The following is a 17,862-nucleotide window of genomic DNA, read 5'->3' as shown; positions in this document are numbered from 1 at the left end:
GGCTTGCAAGCCCGAGTTGGGACCCCGACGCGGAGTACCGTCCCGGCGAGACGGCAGAACGGCAGAGTGTTGTAAAAGGTCGGTCGCGGCACTGGCGCTAAGCTATTAGTGCCGGTATCGTCTAAAGAGGCGTCCATCATGGCAATCGAAGTCAAGGATTCCAACCTCGAGCTCGACGAGAAGGCGACATATGTCACCGTCAACGGCGTCGAGTATGCGGTCGTCCGCGCGGACGCCTGGTTCGATCAGATAGGAGTCGGGACCGCCCCTACACCCGGTGGCAAATCGCTCTCGATTCCGCTGGGAGACGTAATCAAGCGCAGTGGAAATTTTACGGCGTGAAGACCGTCAAGCGCGCCCTCAACCTAGACCATCCGGCCTATCACGCAGCGGTGTACCGGACGACTTACTACCCTGCAGATCAAGTGACGTTCACGGCCGTCGATAGGAAGAAGTTGCGCCCTGGCCGTTCGGCGCATGGCAAAACCGGTCGTGTCGGGCGTGGCAAGCTCCGCGTGGGCGGCACGCGTACCAAGTCGCACCGCTGACGGCGCCCGGGTCGAGTCGCAACTTCTCACGTTCGCGGGACTAGCCGGACGCGTCCCGCTTTTCTTTGCTCGCCTTCGCCTTGTCCTTCCGCCAGCTTAGGAAGTTAGCCACGGCAGCCGCGATGAACACGACGATAGTGGAGGCCGACGACGCAATGAGGGTCTCTTCGTCAGTCTCTAGTGAAAGCGTTGCCGGTTGGTATCGGAAAGCGGATGAGAATGGGACTGCCGGGGCGCTTCCCGACACGGCTTGTGATGCGCTTTTCGACTGCACGACGGGAACTTGCGGCAGCTGGTTCGCCGACGTGTAGCGCAGGAAAAGGGCCGTTGTTAAACAAAAAAAACCCACAAAGAGACCAAGGAATAACCGACAAAACAGCTCGAGCTTGGTGGGGTGTGCCACGCCTGCCTCCGTCTTCGTCGACGGTTGCCGCATTCTTATATTGCGCCAGAATCTCGCGGATTTGAGATCCCAGGCGTTGAAAGACTGACGCTCGGGTCAGGGCTGAGGCGTCCTCACCGAAGCGTGCACGCTTTCGACTTGATCCGCGCGGAAACTTTCGTCGCAGGTCTGCACGAAGCGTATGCGCGCGACCCCGGCGCGCTCGGGCCGAACACACGCGCGGCTGAGCGGATCGCCCGCAGAGAGTCCGGCCGTCGCCGCGAGCTACGAAATCGACCCGCTCTGCTTTGCGGCATTGCCCGCGCACGATCTCGCCACGCTGTCCATCGGCTTGACGGAAGACTTCGATTCGTGCGATGTCGACGACACTCGCGCGCTGTTTCGATCGCGCATGGCTGCGCTCGGCACAATGGTGCGCTCATGCGAGCCCGTCAGTCACGAAACGGGTGCCGCGATGTGACGCTCGCCGACAGCGCGTGGGCGAAAGCAGAGCAGACGCGCATATTCAGGCACGTCCAATCCGCGTTCGAACGAGCTGCTCGCACTCCGCTTCGCTCAATACGAGCTCGGCCTTCGGTTGTCCGTTCCTTGTCGCCTCTCATGTCCGTGGCACCCACTACGCGGTAATACAGGCGGCGTTTTATTCAATGAGTTTATAACTCATTACATCAGCATGTTTTCACAGGCAGAGGGGCATGGCATCTTTCCGAGATCTACAAATTTCAATGCAGGCGCCAGCAACGTCTGCAGCGCATTTACGACCTGACGAGCAACATCGTTCGATTGGAATCCGGGGGTTCGCGTACGGGTGCATTTCGCACACGAATTCAGAGACAAACGGGCTGGTTTTCCCATTGGTCGCGCAAACGTCCGCGCACGCCGAAGATGAAGACCACATCAAGGCTTTCCTCGGACTGGATGAATAAGCTACTACTTCATTCGGCGTTTCTTATTGAACGAGCTAACGGGCGCGTCATACACAGTTCATCGGTATTGCTCGACGGGACGCTGCGTCGGCGTTACCCTGAACGTATGCGCCCCCGTTGAAGATCATCGCACCCGCGCCGTGATGTCGATCGGTCAGCGTCAACGCGCGCGAGGAGCCGCTCGACTTTGTACTTTGACTATCGGCAGTTCCGCATTGACGCGACGCCGCTTGCCTACCATGGCCATTACTTCGCGCGGGCTAGAATATATCAGCGCGACTCGGCAGGCCAAGCTCGCGACGAGGTTCGATGGTCCGGCGACACGCGCGCCTATCCTGACGAACTGACCGCGGTCGAGGTTGCGCGGCAATGGGCGATTGCCTGGATCGACGACTACCGCGCTTGAATTGCCCGCCGCGAGAAACGCTGCACCGCAAGGCAGAGAAGGAATCGTTGGCGTGCCGCCGCCGGACTCGTATGACACGTGTCATGCGGGCGGCAACCGATCGGGACCTTACCGCACATTCGGCGGTTCCTTGCGGTCCTGACCGGCTCGTTGGAGGACGCGACTAGCCGTTGGAGGCCGTTATGGAACTTCATCTTCATTCTCACCATTTCACGCACCGCATGCCCGATTGGCGTGCGGCGGTCTGGGCCGGCGTGGTCGCTGGCACCGCATTTCTGATCCTGGGTGCTTTTTTGATGGCGGTGGTGACCGGGCAAGACCCAATGGTCCAGCCTCACATGATTGCGGCCAGCATTCTGGGCCGTGGCGCATTGCAATCTCCCGAAAGTTTTTCGATCGGCATCGTGCTCGTGGCGTTTGCGGTGCATTTCGCGCTTGCGATCCTGTTTGCTGTTGTTTTAAGCCTGATCATCGCGTCTTTCAGCTTTGACTCCAGCTTTGCGATGGCATCGATTGTCGGTATCGTCTTTGGCCTTGTCGTATATCTCCTCAACTTCTATGGCCTGACCCGTCTTTTTCCTTGGTTCGCAGAAGCCCGAAACTGGGCGACTGCGCTTACCCACTTGGTGTTTGGCGTGGTCGCGGCAGATCTATATATGAGATGGGAACGCCGAGAAATTCAGTCGAGCGGCGCGGATTCCGACATCATGGGATAGCCGCACTGCTCAATGCGCGAAAGACGCGTTGTATAGCGCGGTCGCAGCGACGAGACTTGTAGCAATGGTGTCGTGGCTGCGATTGATCGAAACCGAAGTGTCCCTGGCACTCGAAGCCGCGCGATGACCGACACTCGGTGCAATCGGGACCGTTCCCCCAAGGTGATCACATACTTCACCTCAGAAGCTCCACTGAGTCGTCTCGTCGTCGTTTCGTTATGGGCGACGGATTCAGCTTCGATATGAGCATCGACGACGGCTTCGCGTCGGGTCTCAAAGAGTTTCAAAGAGGGGCAACCCTAGCGAAGTCTGCTTGTCGGAGGGAACACGCGGTATACCGTAAGGCAACCTACGCCAAAAGCTATAAAATTTCGCTTAATTTTCGCCGTGCGCTCTATACTTTTTGATTATGTTTCAGTTCGTCATTGAGACTTATGCGTAACCTACGTTACGTAAGCAGTGAGGTCTGTCAGCGGGCGGCGTTATAGAGCCAATTCAGGGGCGGCGTAATCGGGCCACCTGAGGGGCGGCGCAATGGAGCCACACCAAGGGCGGCGTAATCGAGCCACCTGAGGGGCGGCGTAATCGAGCCACGCGAGGCATCGGCACGTAGAAGCCGGCGGTCGCGGGCACAAGCGCAATTCGAACTTTCCAAGTCGGTACGCTCCGTTCTTTTGAGCGGAGCGCCTATGGCCAACAGGAGATTCGAATTGTTTGAATATCGTCACATCCTTGTGCGCATGCGACGCGGTGACTCCGATCGCGACATCGCGCGGCGACGCCTGATGGGCCGAGCCAAGCTTGCCGCCGTACGGCAGGAGGCCCAGTCGCGAGGCTGGCTCGATCCGGCACAACGCATGCCGGAAGACGCCGAGATTGCCAACGTCTTTAACAGCATCCCAAGGCAGGTGCCAAGCAGTAGCATCTCGACGGCGGAGCCATACCGCGAGCAGGTACGCGAGTGGTTCGCCGCCGGCGTGCAGGGCACCACAATCCACGCGGCCCTTCAGCGCAATCATGGCTATACCGGCAGTTACGACGCCGTGAAGCGCATGCTGCGCGGTCTAGCGGCCGAACGCGTCGTCAAGGCAACGACGATCCTCACGTTCGCGCCGGCTGAAGCCGCCCAAGTCGATTTCGGCGCCGGCCCCGTGCTCACGCACGAGTCCGGCATTCCGCTCAAGACCTGGATATTCGTCATGACCCTGTGCTGGTCCCGGCATCAGTATGCCGAAGTCGTTCTGGACCAGACCGTCGAGACGTGGCTGGCCTGTCATCGCCGCGCCTTCGAATGGTTCGGGGGTTGTCCTTCCCGGGTGACGATCGACAACGCCAAGTGCGCGATCATCCGGCACTGCCTGCATAGCCCCGAAGTCCAGCGTTCCTACGCGGGGCTCGCCGAGGCGTACAGTTTCAGGATCGACCCATGCCCGCCGCACGACCCGCCTAAAAAAGGCATCGTGGAGTCGGGCGTCAAATACGTTAAGAAGTCCTTCGTACCGTTGCGCGAGTTCCGAGATTTGGCCGACGCGAACCGGCAGTTGCGCGAGTGGATCATGCAGCAGGCTGGTGTGCGCGATCACGGTACCACACACGAGCAACCGCTCACGCGTTTCGCGATCGAGCGGCCACTGCTCACGCGCCTGCCCGATGTGCCGCCGGTACTGGCCGTGTGTTCCGAGGTCAAGGTACATACGGACGGGCACGTCGTCTACAAGAAGGCGCTCTACTCAGTGCCCTTCAAGCTGGTGGGCAAGCAACTGTGGCTCAAGGTCACCGACACAGTCGTGCAGGCATTCCACCGGCACGAGCTCGTCGCGACCCATCCCCGGCTACGCAAGCCCGGTGATCGACACACCGTGCGAGATCACCAGCCGCCCGAGGCGCAGGCCTGGCTCGAGCACGATCCCCAGTGGTGCCTGGCGCGCGCGAAGGATATCGGTCCGGCCTGCCATGCCGTCATTCTCGCGATGTTCAACAACACGGTGCTGGTGAACCTGCGCGGCGCACAGGGCATCGTGCGCCTGCGCGAAAAGGTTGGTGATGCGCGCCTGAACGCCGCGTGCGAGCGCGCGCTCGCGTTCTCCAGCCCCCACTATCGCACCATCAAGACGATCCTCGACAAGGGGCTCGACAACGAGGCTGCGGCGTCGTCAACAACGACGGCGCCCACCGATACCTACCTAAACGGTGGCCGCTTCGGCCGCGATCTTCAATCCCTCCTGATCCATTGAGCCGGCCATGAATCCGAGTCCCGAACTGAATACTATCCTCAAGCAACTACGCCTCTCAGGCATTCTTGATTCGCTCGAGCAGCGCAACCGCGAAGCCATTGACGGGCAGCTTGCCTACACCGACTTCCTGGCGATGCTGCTGCACGACGAGATCGCGCGGCGCGAGACGAGGAAGCTCGGCGTCCGCCTTGCCCGCGCCGGCTTCGCGATGGGCAAGACGCTTGAGACGTTCAACTTCGATCTGGTGCCCCAACTCAACCGCACCTATATCCACGACCTCGCCACCGGCCGCTACATTGACGAGAAAGTCTGCGTTTTACTCGTCGGTGGAACGGGCGTCGGCAAGTCGCATTTGGCGCAGGCACTGGGCCACTGCGCGGCCCGACAGGGGCGTGACGTGCTGCTGATCTCACAGACCGACCTACTCAAGAAGCTGCACGCTGCACGAGCCACGGACCAGTACGAACGCAAGTTGCACCAGTTCGTCCGCGTGCCTCTGCTCATCATCGACGACTTCGCCGTCAAACCGCTCCACCCGCCCCACGACGAAGACTTCCACGACCTGGTCGCCGCCAGGTACGAGCGCGCGGCGTCCATCCTCACATCGAATTTGGACCTGAGTGAATGGGGCGACGCGTTCCCCGACAACCGCATCTTGGACGCCGCGACGCTGGACCGACTACGCCACGGCGCCTATCGCGTCGTGATCGAGGGCGAAAGTTTCCGCCAGCCCAAGCCTATGCCAGGAAGCGGTGAAAACGCGGTTGCTAAATCAAGCAAAAAACCGCATTCTTGAACCGTTCGAATCTGCGCTTTATCCCCGTTTCTGCTGGCTCTATTACGCCGCCCATCCCCGGCTCGATTACGCCGCCCCGTGACAAGGTCGGCCGAGTTCGAGCGCGGGATTGTCGATACGACGGTGCAACAGAAAGCGATTGCCCATCCGACTGACAGCGGTTTGCTGGAGATTGCACGAGGCAAATTCGCAAGGCTCGTGCAACACGCTGGACTGACACTGAAGCAAACGTACCAGCGAGAGGGGAAACAATTGCGTCGCCGCGCCGGTGGCTATGCGCATGCGAAACAGTTCAAGCGATTGCGCCGGGTGCTCAAGCGTCAGCGCACGATACTTGGACGGTTGCTGCGTGACATCGAGAGAAAGTTATCGAACGCATCCACTGAGCAACAGGCATCCTTGAGCATCTGGCTTGAGCGCGCCTGGCGAATCTGCCGCCAGCTCTACGCGCTTCACGCGCCAGAAGTAGAGTGCATCTCGAAAGTGCGACCTGAGGTCGCAAACATCATTGTCTCGCCCGCTCACAAGGCCGGTGACGAGACCGGCCGTTCCGTCGGCCGTAGCCTACCTGTGCATGCGTCGCCGGTAACAGTGACGTGTGAAGCCACGGGGACCACGCGTCGGGCCTTCGGGCCGCGGCGATTTCTGCGAGGAAGCGCCGTCACCTGCGAGCATCGACGCGGGTGGGACGCCAGGCTGAGGTCAACAGATGTGAACTGCTGCAGGCACCGTTAGCTGCCGCCCTGGTAGCGAACCCAGCTCCCCGCCATCTCGATCAGCAGCGCGCGCACCAGCCGGTTCCCTGTTTGCTGATTCCCCGGTCGACCTGGCTTTCGCCACTGTCGTAGGGCTGTGACACAGCCCGATGCACGCACCGACTTCGCGGCGGTTGTCGAACTCCCGCCAGAATAGCTCGAGCGCAAATCGTGAAGCGCCTGCTTCGCCAATCCCCTGCAGGCGCGCCAGCGCCTCGAAACGCTGGCGCGCAGATCCTGGTACGTTTGTCTGTCGCGTCTTCTCCAGCGCCGCAAGTTGCTGTTCGGCGAGTGCGAGCCGTTCTCACTCGTGCAGTAACCGCTCACGCAGCGCGTGAGGTAACGGCCCTCCGCGTGGCACATCTCCGCGACCGTCCTTATTAACTCGGGCAGGGTCGTGGTCGTGAGACGCGACCCGCTGCCCGTCCGTGGACACAAGCGATTCAACGCTTAACCGAGGTCACACCCACGACGACTCTCAGACCGCAAAATCTGTCCGTCGGAGCGGGTCAATCTTAGGCAGTCTAGGCGAAGCCTTTCCTGGTTTCTTTGCCTGGACGGCATGCGCGGGCTGAGGCAATGTTGGATTTGGCTCACGCTAGGCGAGCGATTGAACCTCCGAACCTTTATCCTTCGAATCTCGCGCTGCGTGCGAGGTCATCTACGTCATACGTCGCCGCTGTCTACGGCGTACCTCCCGCTATCGTTCAGCGCGAACCCATGCTATTCGCATACGGATCGCTGATGCGTAGCGTCCACGAATCAAAGGCAACCGCCTAGCTTTCTCATTAGCCGCAAAAAAACATCGGCGCAGACCGCTGCGCAGGTGCGGCCGTCGCGGACTCAATGAGTAGCGCTCAATTCGAGGCTTCGCCAACTAAACGTAGAGCGTTACAGTGGCTAAGATCGGCTTGCATGGCTCGAAGGTCGTCTGGGTGGCCTATGCGGTTGACTTCAGGTTAATCACCATCTCCACTTGAGCCTATCGCTGCTGTGTGTCGGTTTCTCCGACCGAGCTTGCCCGGAGCACTGGAGGACAACTTGCACTTTGACTACAAGCAATTCCGTATTGACGTGACGCCGCTCGCATTCCACGGGCACTACTTCGCGCGAGCCATCGTCTATCAGTGCGGCTCGGACGGGGAGCTCAAGGAGGAGATTCGATGGTCCGGTGATACGGGTAAATACTCGAACGGCAAGACCGCGATGGAGGTCGCGCGTCAATGGGCAGGCCTGGATTGATGATAACTGGACGTGAGCGGCGCAACGGCATAGATCGTTCAGTCCCTGCGCGATGTATCTCTCCCGGCGTGAAGCGCAGCATCAAGCGCTCCTTAACGCCATCGGGAAGCGGTACTTCCGCCCTGTGCAAACGATTCGAGTCGTTTTTCGACGGCCGTCACGCGTGATGCATCAGACGTGCGCGGTCATCGGCGAGGAATGCCTCTGGCGGAGATGTCCCGCGGCGCATGTGGAGATCCTGCAGCGACTATCGCCTCCTCACCGTTGAAGGAGAGTCCATGAAACTTTCCCATCCCCACTCGCTCGAACAGGAAGGCCAGCATGTAACCCACGGCCAGCCAATATTCCATGAATCGCACGAAGAGCGGCACGAAGCGGCCGCGTATTGGCGTGCGCGTGAGGGGCCATGCGTAAAAGGCGCCGATGGCCGCGCCTCCGATGAAGTCGGTCGGATAATGCAGCCCAAGATAGACGCGAGGCAAACACATACGAAGTCCGTAAAATGCACGATCACGAGCACGCCGGGAGTCCGCGTTCGAAAAACGAGCTCGCAAACAGCCGCCGCAGCCAAGACGACGAGCGTCTAGAGGTCTGTTTTATTGATGCAGCACAGTCGTCGTTAGTAGGGAGGCCGCCCCGCTGGCGCGACATGGCCCACGGCTATATATTAGCGGGCAACCATTGCAGGAGAGGATGCAGCTTGAGATGCTAGCAGCCAAGAATCACTCAGGGATTCTGCTCGACCTCGTAAACAATCTGTTTGCGGTCGCGTAGCCGGTCCCACGCTTTTCGAAAACCGCTGCTCGTGAGGCATCGCGCAAGGTATGATCTAACCTCCGCTTTTACGCCCGGAATTCCCGGACGGTTTTGTGGGAGGGATCTAGGCTTGTAGCCCAGCTCAGTGATGGCGTGCAAGATCTTATTCTCTTGCTGCTGACTCATGCGTATCGGTTTTTCCCGCCTCGGCACGGCGGTGTTTCCCTTCTGTTCGCTTATCAAAAATGTCTGCATTACATCATCGAAGAGCGGGTGGTAGTTGAGATCCTCTGTCCGCGCGATATTCCACCAGTCTGTCAGCGTTCGATGTACGCGCAGGTCCGCGTTCTTGACTTGCTCCAAGTGCTCGAACAGACGCTTACAGTCGCTTTTCAGCGGTGCATCGACACGCCCCAAAGGATCTGCTGCGCGGGCGTCATCGGGATTGCAGCCGAATAGCGCGAGAGACGCTTCTCTCGGCGAGACAAGTTTGTGTCGCGTGAGCCACCGATCGGCGTCTATGGACATGCGCAGCCACTCCACCGGATCAACATCGACCGGCACCGGCGCTCGCCAAAGGTCCTCGCCAGCGTCGCATCCGGGTCGCTCCTTCAAGGCACCTTCCCTCCGTCGCGAAGTTTTTCCAGTCACGTGGCCCCCATCTGAAACGAACGATTATTATAAGTGTGCCTGTTGATACACGGGGCTAGGACTGCAAAACCTTGTCTGCCGGTTGGCCTTCTCACGCGTTTCGGGCGTCTATCCTCCAACGCGAGAGGCTTTTCTTGCCAAGCTCCTTGGCTACATTATCCGTAAGCAAACGGAAAGTGCCAGGCAGCGAGTTGCTTGCGTCTTCAATGAGCTCGGGAATTCGCTGCGTTATGTACGCGATGCCCCCGACGTTGGAGCGTGGCCGTCATCACGTCGTGGAAGCTGGTGCGCTTCGGCCGACTGCCATCGCCTTCGGTGCCCGCCGCGCGGTGCGCGGCACTCGGGCAGGGCGGCGTTTCCGGCACACGAATCGCCCTTCAGGTGTCTTCGAAGGCATTCGGGGCTGAAGACTTCAAAAACTCGTGGCCTCCCAGGTTAGCCGCCAGTCGCTTCCCAATGAGCGCAACAGATTTGCGTCGGCCAGCAGGTTTAACTGATACCATACCCCTCGGTTCGAACATCGAACTCGTCCTTGAGCGCGCCCTCAATGTCGAATTCGCTGAGGTGCGGGGCCTTGTTTTCCTCGAGGGTCTTCAGTATGGCGATCGCCAGATTCATATTGCGTTTCACGATCTCATCCTCTACGTCCACGCGAGCGCTTCGGGAGCGGCGTGCAACCCACCTCTCGCACTTCCTCAAAGTACCGCGGATTACCGTTCGAACTTCCGCATCCTCGCACCGGTGACGTTCGGCAGGAAACAGCCGCGTGGTGGCCCGCCTGACCGAGCCGCCCGGGCCCTCTGCCCGAACGATTAGCGGGTTCCCGCGCGAGCAGACAACTACCTACGGCTCGTGCAGGTCGGAGAGGTGGCGCACGTGGGGTGGGCGCGCAAATGGGGGCCCCTCTCCCGAGATCGTGTACCTGAGCCGAGGACGACCCTTATAAAGGTCTCAGTCATGGCAGCCTCCGTGCTAGCTAGCACCCATCTTTAATTGTAGGTGATGCGCTCACGGAAACCCGTAGCCGCCCGGCTTCTGTCCCTGCGGAACAAATCAGCGATCCCTTGCCTGGCGGTCGAGTAGAAGCCGTCCGCTACGCTTCTGTTCCGGCCAATTTCCTATACGCCAGACAAAAAAGCCGGCGACGAGCGCTGAAAGAATTAAGCGTTTCCACGTCAACCTCCTCTTCAATGAAGGCAGATCGATTGTCCGCGCCGTGCAGCGGTCGCTCTTCGACCCTGAGCCGACTCTGGGACTTCGATGATTTCGATGCTCTTCGACACCGTTTTGCGGAACGTGACAGCATCGTCCCCGTCCTTCGGTGACGGACTCTTCCACTCGCCGGCCGACTGAAACGACTGATGGTGATGACGGCAGTGGAACATAATGACAGGGTCGCGTCGACGAAATCTAATGGCGGGCGATCGGCTTCCTGCTCACGCCTTCGCATTGAAATATGAAAGCACCTTCTGCCCGGTCCAGTTCGGAGCGCTTGTATGTGCTCGATGCGAAAAACAGGCCCGTCGAGGTGTTCGATTGCGACGAGTGGTCGCGCTGGATGACTGAGAACGAACTGATCTTCCGCCGCACGCTGCTGGACGAATCAGGCGTGACGGTCGCGACCCGCTTCCGAGGTGTGTCCGCTCAGAATATCGGGGAGGGTTCGCTGTTCGTAACGCGAATCGCCGGAATGGAAGCGCGAGACAACAGAAGCTACGGAGCACACACGCTCGATGAGGCGCTGGAGCGGCACGAGCGCATCGTCCAGAAGATCCTCCGGATGTTGACCGGGCGGTGATCGACTCGGCGCGACCATTCCCCGCGATCGCAACCATGCCCGCGCGGACGACATTGCCTGCCCGTGCGTCCGCCCGAAGGGAACGAATTCGCAGAATCTACAAGTGAAAACATACAATCGGTCAGACGCGCGCGAAATATTCCATTTCACAACTCACAAGAGCAACGTCAACATAGCGGTCAGCTACGACGTTGAGGGGAAGACCGACAACACGCCGGCCCCTCGACAGGAGATAACCATGGGCATGCTCACCTTCTAACTGGCCGCAATCACGGCACTGTCCGTCACGTTCATCGGCACCGCATCGGATGCCAAGAACTGGAATGAAGCGCATACGCGCCGGTCCGGGGTCAATCAGCGTCTGGCCAATCAGGATCGCGAATCCATCAGGAGGTCCGGGAAGGCGAGATGTCCCACAGCCAGGCGATACACTTGCATCGCGAAGTCCACCAGATCCGCCATAAAGAGCGGCTGATGGCGAGCCAGCCCGGTGGACATCTCACCCGCCAGGAAGATCGCGCACTCAACCAACAGGAAATCCGGGCGAGCCGGCAAGTCGGGCAGTGAACGTGACAACGTGACAATTTCGGCGCCGCGCACGGTCCCTCGCGACCGCTCGACGTCCCGTGCGTCTCTTTCGGAGTACAGGCGTCATTCGCCTCTTCGCCTCTTCGCCTCTTCGCCTCGTAGGCGGGGCATCGGCCTTCGCGCTCATGCGGGGCCATTGCATCCTGCCCTGGGCGAGTGGCCGTTTGCGCGCGGTGCCGATGTCAATCGCCACACAGAACTACAATCATTCAATCGGTCTGAACCCACTCCGTGCGAACTTGCGTCGCACAGGTCATGGGATGGCTATGCACGGACTATCCGGGCTGCTTTGACAGTCCGTTCAGCCGCGCTCGGGGCAGATCGGCAGTCCGCGATTGATCGGATCGCAGCAGGCATGGGCGACGGCCAGCACAGGAGGGACTATGCGGTCGGGAGTGAAATCCGGCATGCGCCTGAGACGTTATGCAATCACGGCGATGGCAGTCATCGCCGGCCTGATTGTCGTCGGACGCATCACCGGCATCCTGGTCGACTGGCTCTGGTTCTCTTCGATCGGCTATGGTGGCGTTTTCTGGACCATGCTTTCCGCGAGAGCGCTGCTGTTTGCCGCGGTATTCGCAGTCTCGGCGTGCGCGATATGGCTGTCGGGGATCTTGGCGCATCGTTACGCGAGGGGCGTCGATATCTCGCAAGCGGAAGCGGCCGGTCCTTCGGGTGCGACGGAAGGCACTGGCGATCTGGCCGAACTAATCGCGCCGCGCGTTCCCTGGCGCTCCAGTATTGCCGGCGCCGCGGTTGTCTTTGGCCTGTTTTTCGCCGCCAGCGAAATCTCGAGCTGGGATATCGCGCTTCGCTTCATTTATCAGGTGCCTGTTGGCGAGCGCGATCCGATCTTTGAGCGGGACATCGGCTTTTATCTTTTCTCGCTACCTGCGTATGTCGCGCTCAAGAACTGGCTGCTGCGCTTGGTCTCCTGTACCGCGATCGTGGCAGGTGCTGTCTACGGGTTGCGCGGTGACATCGCGCTGGGGCGCTTACCACGGACGCTCTCGCCCGCCGCCATCTCTCATGGTTCGGCGCTGCTCGGTTTGTTCTTTGCGGTGAAGGCCTGGTCGTGGTGGCTCGACCGCTTTCTGCTGCTCTATGACGACAACGGCGTCGTGGTCGGGGCCAGCTACACCGATGTCCACGTCGAGTTGCCGGTCCTGTGGATGCTTGTCGGCCTTGCCGCAGCCTCATCCGTCGCCCTTTGGATCAACATGCGCCGGCGGAGCTATCTGCAGCCTGCCGTGCTCGCGGGGCTCGTATTCGGCAGTTCGCTTGTGTTCGCTGTGATCTATCCGTCGCTGTTTCAGCGCTTCTATGTCAAACCGAGCGAGCTGAGACTGGAGACACCCTATATCGAGCACACTATCGCGCTAACGCGGCAGGCTTATGGCCTCGCAAAGATCGAGGTTAAACCATTTGCGGCCGAGCAAGGACTGACTCTCGACTCGCTGCAGGCCAATCGGGCGACCATCGACAACATCCGGCTATGGGATGTTCAACCGCTGATGGATACCTACGCACAGTTGCAGGAGATCAGGACTTACTACAAATTTCTCTCGGTGGACATCGACCGCTATCAGCTTCACGCAGGATACAGGCAGGTGATGCTGTCGGCGCGTGAATTGGAACCGGAGATGCTCCCGCCCAACGCCCAAACCTGGGTGAACCTGCACCTTATCTTCACTCACGGCATCGGCATCGTGATGTCGCCAGTCACCGAGAAATCCACCGAAGGCTTGCCCTTCTTCTATCTGCGGGATATCCCTCCCGTATCCAACGGCGGCCCGGCCATTCGCGAACCACGTCTCTATTTCAGTGAGGGCCGACAGGACTACGTCATCGTCAACAGCAATGCAGCTGAATTCGACTATTCCAAAGGGGCGGACAACGCCTATACAACGTATAGCGGGCGCGACGGCGTCACCATCGGCAGTGTGGCGCGACGCAGTCTCTTCGCCTGGCAGCTCGACGATCCCAACATCCTACTGAGCGGCTATATCACAGACCAGAGCCGGATCCTGTTTCACCGCAACGTTCAGGACCGCGTGCGTACGATCGCGCCGTTCCTGAGTCTCGACCATGACCCCTACGTCGTCGCAAGCAATGGGCGTCTGTTCTGGATACAGGACGCCTACACCGTCAGCCGGTGGTTTCCTTACTCCCGGCCGGGCTTCGGCGACGGCGCCAATTACATCCGCAACGCCGTCAAGGTCGTCGTCGACGCGTACCACGGCACGGTCGATTTCTACGTCAGCGATCCCGCCGATCCGCTCCTGCGGACGTACGCGCGTACCTTCCCGGGTTTTTTCAAGCCTTTGGACGCGATGCCACCGGAACTCCGGCAGCATATCCGCTACCCCGAAGATCTGTTCCTGATCCAGGCGCAGCTCTACCGCACTTATCATATGGATGCGCCGGAGGTCTTCTACAACCGCGAGGATCTGTGGCAGTTTCCCCGGGAGCTGGTCGGAATGGATGGCGGGAGCCCCGCCAGCACGATGCCGCCGTACTACACGATCATGCGACTCCCTGGTGACACGCGCGCCGAGTTCATCCTCATGCTGCCGATGGTGCCAAGCCAGCGGGAGAACATGATCGCGTGGCTGGCGGCGCGTTGCGATCCGTCCGGGTACGGCAAGCTCATCGTCTATACGTTTCCCAAGGACAAGCTGGTCTACGGGCCGTTTCAGATCGAAGCCCGTATTCAGCAGAATACCGAGATCTCGCAGCAGATCTCGCTATGGAACCAGATGGGCTCACGCGTCATTCGCGGTCATCTTGTGGTCGCGCCGATCGAGAACTCGATCCTCTACGTTTCTCCGCTCTATTTGCGCGCGGCGTCCGGTCAGTTGCCGGAGTTGAAGCGGGTGATTGCCGCCTATGGTGACCGTGTGGTGATGGAGGCAAGCCTGGGTGAAGCCCTGGCGGCGCTATTCAAGGAGACCACGCAAGCTGCGTCGCCACCCCGAGGCACAGTGGACGCGCGCGCGCGCGAAGCACTTGCGCACTATGACCGCGCCATTGAGCGACTGAAGGTGGGAGACTGGAGCGGCTTTGGCGCGGAACTGGATGCCCTCCGGCCGTTGCTCGAGGCACTCGGTGCCGGCCGTTCCGATGATCAGAAATGACCAAGGTGACACGTTTAAACGACCGCACGGCTCTGTGGGCGAAGGACGCTTCATGATCGGCGCGCGTCCGTCGACAGCGACCAGGTTTCACCAACCAAGCCCGCAGCGCACGACCCGCAGTGAAACCGGTCGCTCCTAGCGCCCACGAGCTCGCCAAACTGCAACGCAGCAAGTGTCATAGAGCGGTGGGCTCAACAGGATCTCAGCCTGACGACCCTGACGCGAGAGTTCTTTCCGGGTGGCGATCCTACCGTCGGACTTCTCGACTTCTCAATACGTTTGCGGTCTTTGCGGTCGCTTTTGCGTTCGCCCGCTCTGAAGAGCGCAATACGTGACGCGCTGCTGCTGCACGGCAGTTCCGACTTGACTGATCTGTTGACCTATCGCGGGTTCATCTGTTCATCTGCGAGATCGTCGGCCAGCAGAACGCGCGCAACGCCAAGCGTATCGAATCCGACGGTCGTTCCTTCAGCCACTGCCCGACGCACGCACCAGCGATTTCCAGCGTCGGTCGTTTCTGCCCGTCGTTTCTAGGAGACCTTGATATTGACTTGCGGACTCGGAGCATACGGTCCGAATCGTGTACGAGCGTATCAGGACGAGTCTCTATTTTTGCGCGTCGCGGTGCCGATAGCGATGCTCGCGGGCATTGCGTGCCTCGCCTACTTACCCGCGTGGCGGCGTGGTCGAATTCCGCAAATCGAATGCAAAAACGCGCCTTATGTCACGCGTGCATAAGAACGGATGTAGGCGCGCAACATGTCCCCCACGGTCGAATCCAGATTCGTGACTTCGGGCCATTCGCCAAGCGCCGCAAGGGCGTCGCACAAGGTTGCCCGCAAGAGCTCACGATTCCCTTCCTTCAGGATAAGGAGCCCATTGAGCGCCAATGTCGCCGAGAATTCACGTGATCCAATCCTTTCAGAGACTTCCATTTTTCCCTCCGCCATTGCCTTGGCCATTCCGATCATCCGCTCATTGGTTCGCACGAGGATGCTCACCGATGACAGTCACTTAGCAATTAGTGGGCCGGCTCCGCGTGCATCCGCGTAGATAAAAATAAATTCGTCATCTATTGAAAGTCAAGGTCATCCATTGAAATGGCTTGGTCAATTTGTCGAGCTTGAAACTGAGCCACCGCGTGTGGGACCTTCGTTCAGGAGCCGGTGACGGAATTGGGGTTCGATCCCGCGCTGAAAGAGCGCGCGGCTGCGGTGCTCGGCAACATGGGCTCACCGTCTCGGATGCTGTCCGTATCCTGCTGACGCGCGTCGCCAACGAGGGCGCGTAGCCGTGCGTTTGCGACCGACCCGGCCGCACATGACGCCTGGTTCCGCGCGAAGGTGCAGGAAGCATTGGACGATCCGCGCCCCGCTACGCCGCACGACGAAGCCGGAGCCCATTTCGCTAAACGTCGCACGGCGGCTCTTCGCAAATCCGGTGAAGGTAATGCGTGAGACTTGAATGGTCCGCTTTCGCAATCGAGGATCGCGACGGGATTCTTGACTACATCGAAGAGGACGGCCCGCATGCTGCCGTCGTCGTCGACGATCGGATCCGCGCGCACGTCAGGCAACCGCTTCAGTTTCCGGAGACGGGTCGTCCGGGCCGCATCGAGGGCATCCGCGACTGGTCATCGGCCGAACACCGTATATTGCATGTCTCGATCGTCAAGGAAAGGATATCAGTGTTTTGCGAGACCACATCCTGATAAGAACGCTGGAGCTGGCAGCGGCCCTGGACCACGAGCTACGTCGTGCTCGTGCAAAGGAAGCGGCAATCGTCTCCATCAACGCCGGCAATCCGTCGGGCGCCCATGCAGCCTAAGTGGTGCGGCGCGGGCCGAAGCCCTCAAGGCTTTGTCTTCCGGAAGTACGGTTACGCAAGTCGCTCGCGCGCTGAATACCTCGACACAGACAATTATGCGCATCCGCAACGCGGAAATGCGCCCGCAATGACAGCTTTGAAAAACCGCTTTCTGAGAATTTGCCTGGAAATCGTCGCGCCGCACCAGAGCACCGCCTGGCGGGACGACCGGTCTGCCTAACCTTAGTTATCCGTATGGATTGGTTCGCGGGTTGGAAGCAGTCTGACTTGTGCGGGACGGACGAATGTGTTTTGGGGTGGTTGGCAAGAAACCGCAATCCGGAATCCGTCGGAATTCGCGTTTTACCCATGGTGTCTGCTGGCGCCATTATGCCGCCCCATGACAGACGGTTACTTAGCACGATCGCGCACGCGATGCGCTGCAAACTAAAATCGGACAGACGTGGTTAATTAAAACGCCCGTGTTCCGAGTAAATGGGGTGCTCGTGCATATCCACAAGAGTCGTTGGCCTCGTTCGCTGGCCCGTCTTTTGGTTTTCGCCGCGTTCGGTTTCACGTCGGCGGCGGCGCACGCTGACCGGTTTGGGGCACAACTGGGAGGTGGAATTGCCAACCACGACATCAAGAAAGCCGACCTCGGGGTCGTCTGGACCCGGACCTCACCCGGTGGGAGATCGGGGGTTTCCATTTCACGCCGCTCGGCGAAGGCCACGTGCCCTACTGGCATTCGACCGAGCCCGTCTGGTGAGCATCTAAGAGGATGGCGGCTTGAGGACGACAGGATTGCCCCGGTCTGCGTGCAAGTCCGGTTAAATCGACACCCAGACCCCGTTTATGGGGGCAGCCAGTCCAGGTTCGTGCACCTTCTCACCCTAGCCAACGTGTCGGTGCTGCATGAAGACGTGCACGCGGCCGGATTGGTGTCATTCTGGCAGGAGCTCATGCATTGAATTACATCCTGTACCCCGCGTTGTAAGTCCTGCTTCCCTTGCTCCGCGGCTGCTAGTGCATTGCATCATTGAATTGGCACCCCAAGTGTGTTCAGATGCAGGTCATGGGCAAAATGAATCTGACCGAGA

General features: G+C 59.8%; 18 protein-coding genes and 3 pseudogenes. 14 read left to right on the top strand and 7 right to left on the bottom strand.

The features are described 5' to 3' along the window. Nucleotides 1-138: 138 nt before the first annotated feature. Nucleotides 139-342, top strand: coding sequence for a hypothetical protein (locus tag AWB74_RS47595; protein ID WP_061151591.1), 204 nt, complete (start codon nt 139-141; stop codon nt 340-342). Then, nucleotides 339-548 (top strand): hypothetical protein, encoded by a 210-nt coding sequence (locus tag AWB74_RS47590; protein ID WP_061151590.1) that lies wholly within the window; start codon nt 339-341, stop codon nt 546-548. Before AWB74_RS47595 ends, AWB74_RS47590 begins: the two co-directional genes overlap by 4 nt. 40 nt (nt 549-588) lie before the next feature. Here the strand turns inward: AWB74_RS47590 and AWB74_RS37155 are convergent, their stop codons facing one another. Then, complete coding sequence (locus AWB74_RS37155; protein WP_143749396.1) at nt 589-951, bottom strand: hypothetical protein; 363 nt, start codon at nt 949-951, stop codon at nt 589-591. A gap of 181 nt (nt 952-1,132) precedes the next feature. Here AWB74_RS37155 and AWB74_RS37150 point away from each other — a divergent pair, with 181 nt between their 5' ends. The 6 genes and pseudogenes from AWB74_RS37150 to AWB74_RS47585 all read left to right on the top strand — a co-directional run. After that, a complete protein-coding gene (locus AWB74_RS37150) occupies nt 1,133-1,411 on the top strand; it encodes a hypothetical protein (RefSeq protein WP_061151588.1) in 279 nt (92 codons plus the stop codon). A gap of 653 nt (nt 1,412-2,064) precedes the next feature. Then, nucleotides 2,065-2,283: a hypothetical protein gene (locus tag AWB74_RS37145; RefSeq protein WP_061151587.1), complete on the top strand. Its 219-nt coding sequence runs from the start codon at nt 2,065-2,067 to the stop codon at nt 2,281-2,283. A 182-nt stretch (nt 2,284-2,465) separates the two neighbouring features. Then, nucleotides 2,466-2,999, top strand: a complete 534-nt coding sequence (locus AWB74_RS37140; RefSeq protein ID WP_061151586.1) for a hypothetical protein — start codon at nt 2,466-2,468, stop codon at nt 2,997-2,999. 710 nt (nt 3,000-3,709) lie between these two features. Further along, nucleotides 3,710-5,233 (top strand): IS21 family transposase, encoded by a 1,524-nt coding sequence (gene istA, locus AWB74_RS37130; RefSeq protein WP_200822091.1) that lies wholly within the window; start codon nt 3,710-3,712, stop codon nt 5,231-5,233. A 7-nt stretch (nt 5,234-5,240) separates the two neighbouring features. Beyond that, nucleotides 5,241-6,029, top strand: a complete 789-nt coding sequence (gene istB, locus AWB74_RS37125; protein ID WP_061151583.1) for an IS21-like element helper ATPase IstB — start codon at nt 5,241-5,243, stop codon at nt 6,027-6,029. Nucleotides 6,030-6,122: 93 nt separating this feature from the next. Continuing rightward, nucleotides 6,123-6,512 (top strand): annotated as a pseudogene (locus AWB74_RS47585) (IS5/IS1182 family transposase); the annotation flags it as partial. 251 nt (nt 6,513-6,763) lie between these two features. Here AWB74_RS47585 and AWB74_RS47580 read toward each other — a convergent pair. Further along, nucleotides 6,764-7,136 (bottom strand): annotated as a pseudogene (locus AWB74_RS47580) (transposase); the annotation flags it as partial. Nucleotides 7,137-7,825: 689 nt separating this feature from the next. On the opposite strand from AWB74_RS47580, the gene AWB74_RS37110 reads away from it, so the two are divergent. Beyond that, a complete protein-coding gene (locus tag AWB74_RS37110; protein ID WP_143749395.1) occupies nt 7,826-8,026 on the top strand; it encodes a hypothetical protein in 201 nt (66 codons plus the stop codon). Between the two features lie 185 nt (nt 8,027-8,211). Here AWB74_RS37110 and AWB74_RS48765 read toward each other — a convergent pair whose 3' ends face one another. The 3 genes from AWB74_RS48765 to AWB74_RS47570 all read right to left on the bottom strand — a co-directional run bounded on the left by AWB74_RS48765 (nt 8,212) and on the right by AWB74_RS47570 (nt 10,063). Continuing rightward, entirely contained in the window at nt 8,212-8,508 is a 297-nt protein-coding gene (locus tag AWB74_RS48765; protein WP_407642519.1) for a hypothetical protein, read from the bottom strand. Between the two features lie 244 nt (nt 8,509-8,752). Then, nucleotides 8,753-9,346, bottom strand: a complete 594-nt coding sequence (locus AWB74_RS37100) for a hypothetical protein (protein ID WP_143749394.1) — start codon at nt 9,344-9,346, stop codon at nt 8,753-8,755. A gap of 576 nt (nt 9,347-9,922) precedes the next feature. After that, nucleotides 9,923-10,063 carry a hypothetical protein gene (locus tag AWB74_RS47570; protein WP_235024816.1) on the bottom strand — a complete coding sequence of 47 codons (141 nt, stop codon included), beginning with the start codon at nt 10,061-10,063 and terminating at the stop codon, nt 9,923-9,925. 826 nt (nt 10,064-10,889) lie between these two features. On the opposite strand from AWB74_RS47570, the gene AWB74_RS37090 reads away from it, so the two are divergent. Then, nucleotides 10,890-11,231, top strand: coding sequence for a hypothetical protein (locus AWB74_RS37090; RefSeq protein WP_061127182.1), 342 nt, complete (start codon nt 10,890-10,892; stop codon nt 11,229-11,231). A gap of 369 nt (nt 11,232-11,600) precedes the next feature. On the opposite strand, the gene AWB74_RS46590 is transcribed toward AWB74_RS37090, so the two are convergent. After that, a complete protein-coding gene (locus AWB74_RS46590) occupies nt 11,601-11,831 on the bottom strand; it encodes a hypothetical protein (RefSeq protein ID WP_159462812.1) in 231 nt (76 codons plus the stop codon). 371 nt (nt 11,832-12,202) lie between these two features. Between AWB74_RS46590 and AWB74_RS37080 the strand changes: the two genes are divergently transcribed. Then, the gene (locus AWB74_RS37080; protein WP_061151578.1) at nt 12,203-14,956 is read left to right on the top strand and encodes a UPF0182 family membrane protein; all 2,754 of its coding nucleotides are present in this window, start codon (nt 12,203-12,205) and stop codon (nt 14,954-14,956) included. Nucleotides 14,957-15,675: 719 nt separating this feature from the next. On the opposite strand, the gene AWB74_RS37075 is transcribed toward AWB74_RS37080, so the two are convergent. Next, nucleotides 15,676-15,918, bottom strand: a complete 243-nt coding sequence (locus AWB74_RS37075) for a hypothetical protein (protein WP_143749393.1) — start codon at nt 15,916-15,918, stop codon at nt 15,676-15,678. 204 nt (nt 15,919-16,122) lie between these two features. On the opposite strand from AWB74_RS37075, the pseudogene AWB74_RS49060 reads away from it, so the two are divergent. From AWB74_RS49060 to AWB74_RS48760, 3 genes and pseudogenes are all read left to right on the top strand, one after another. Beyond that, nucleotides 16,123-16,413, top strand: a pseudogene (locus tag AWB74_RS49060) (antitoxin PaaA2 family protein). Next, nucleotides 16,410-16,667 (top strand): type II toxin-antitoxin system RelE/ParE family toxin, encoded by a 258-nt coding sequence (locus AWB74_RS37065; protein ID WP_235024815.1) that lies wholly within the window; start codon nt 16,410-16,412, stop codon nt 16,665-16,667. The pseudogene AWB74_RS49060 and the gene AWB74_RS37065 overlap by 4 nt, the downstream one beginning before the upstream one ends. Next, nucleotides 16,615-16,914: a helix-turn-helix domain-containing protein gene (locus AWB74_RS48760; RefSeq protein WP_407642517.1), complete on the top strand. Its 300-nt coding sequence runs from the start codon at nt 16,615-16,617 to the stop codon at nt 16,912-16,914. Before AWB74_RS37065 ends, AWB74_RS48760 begins: the two co-directional genes overlap by 53 nt. Nucleotides 16,915-17,862: the final 948 nt, after the last annotated feature.

Source organism: Caballeronia arvi (genome assembly GCF_001544695.2).
GTDB classification, from domain to species: domain Bacteria; phylum Pseudomonadota; class Gammaproteobacteria; order Burkholderiales; family Burkholderiaceae; genus Caballeronia; species Caballeronia arvi.
Note: the sequence above shows the minus strand (reverse complement) of the source record. Positions and strands in the feature narration are given on the sequence as shown.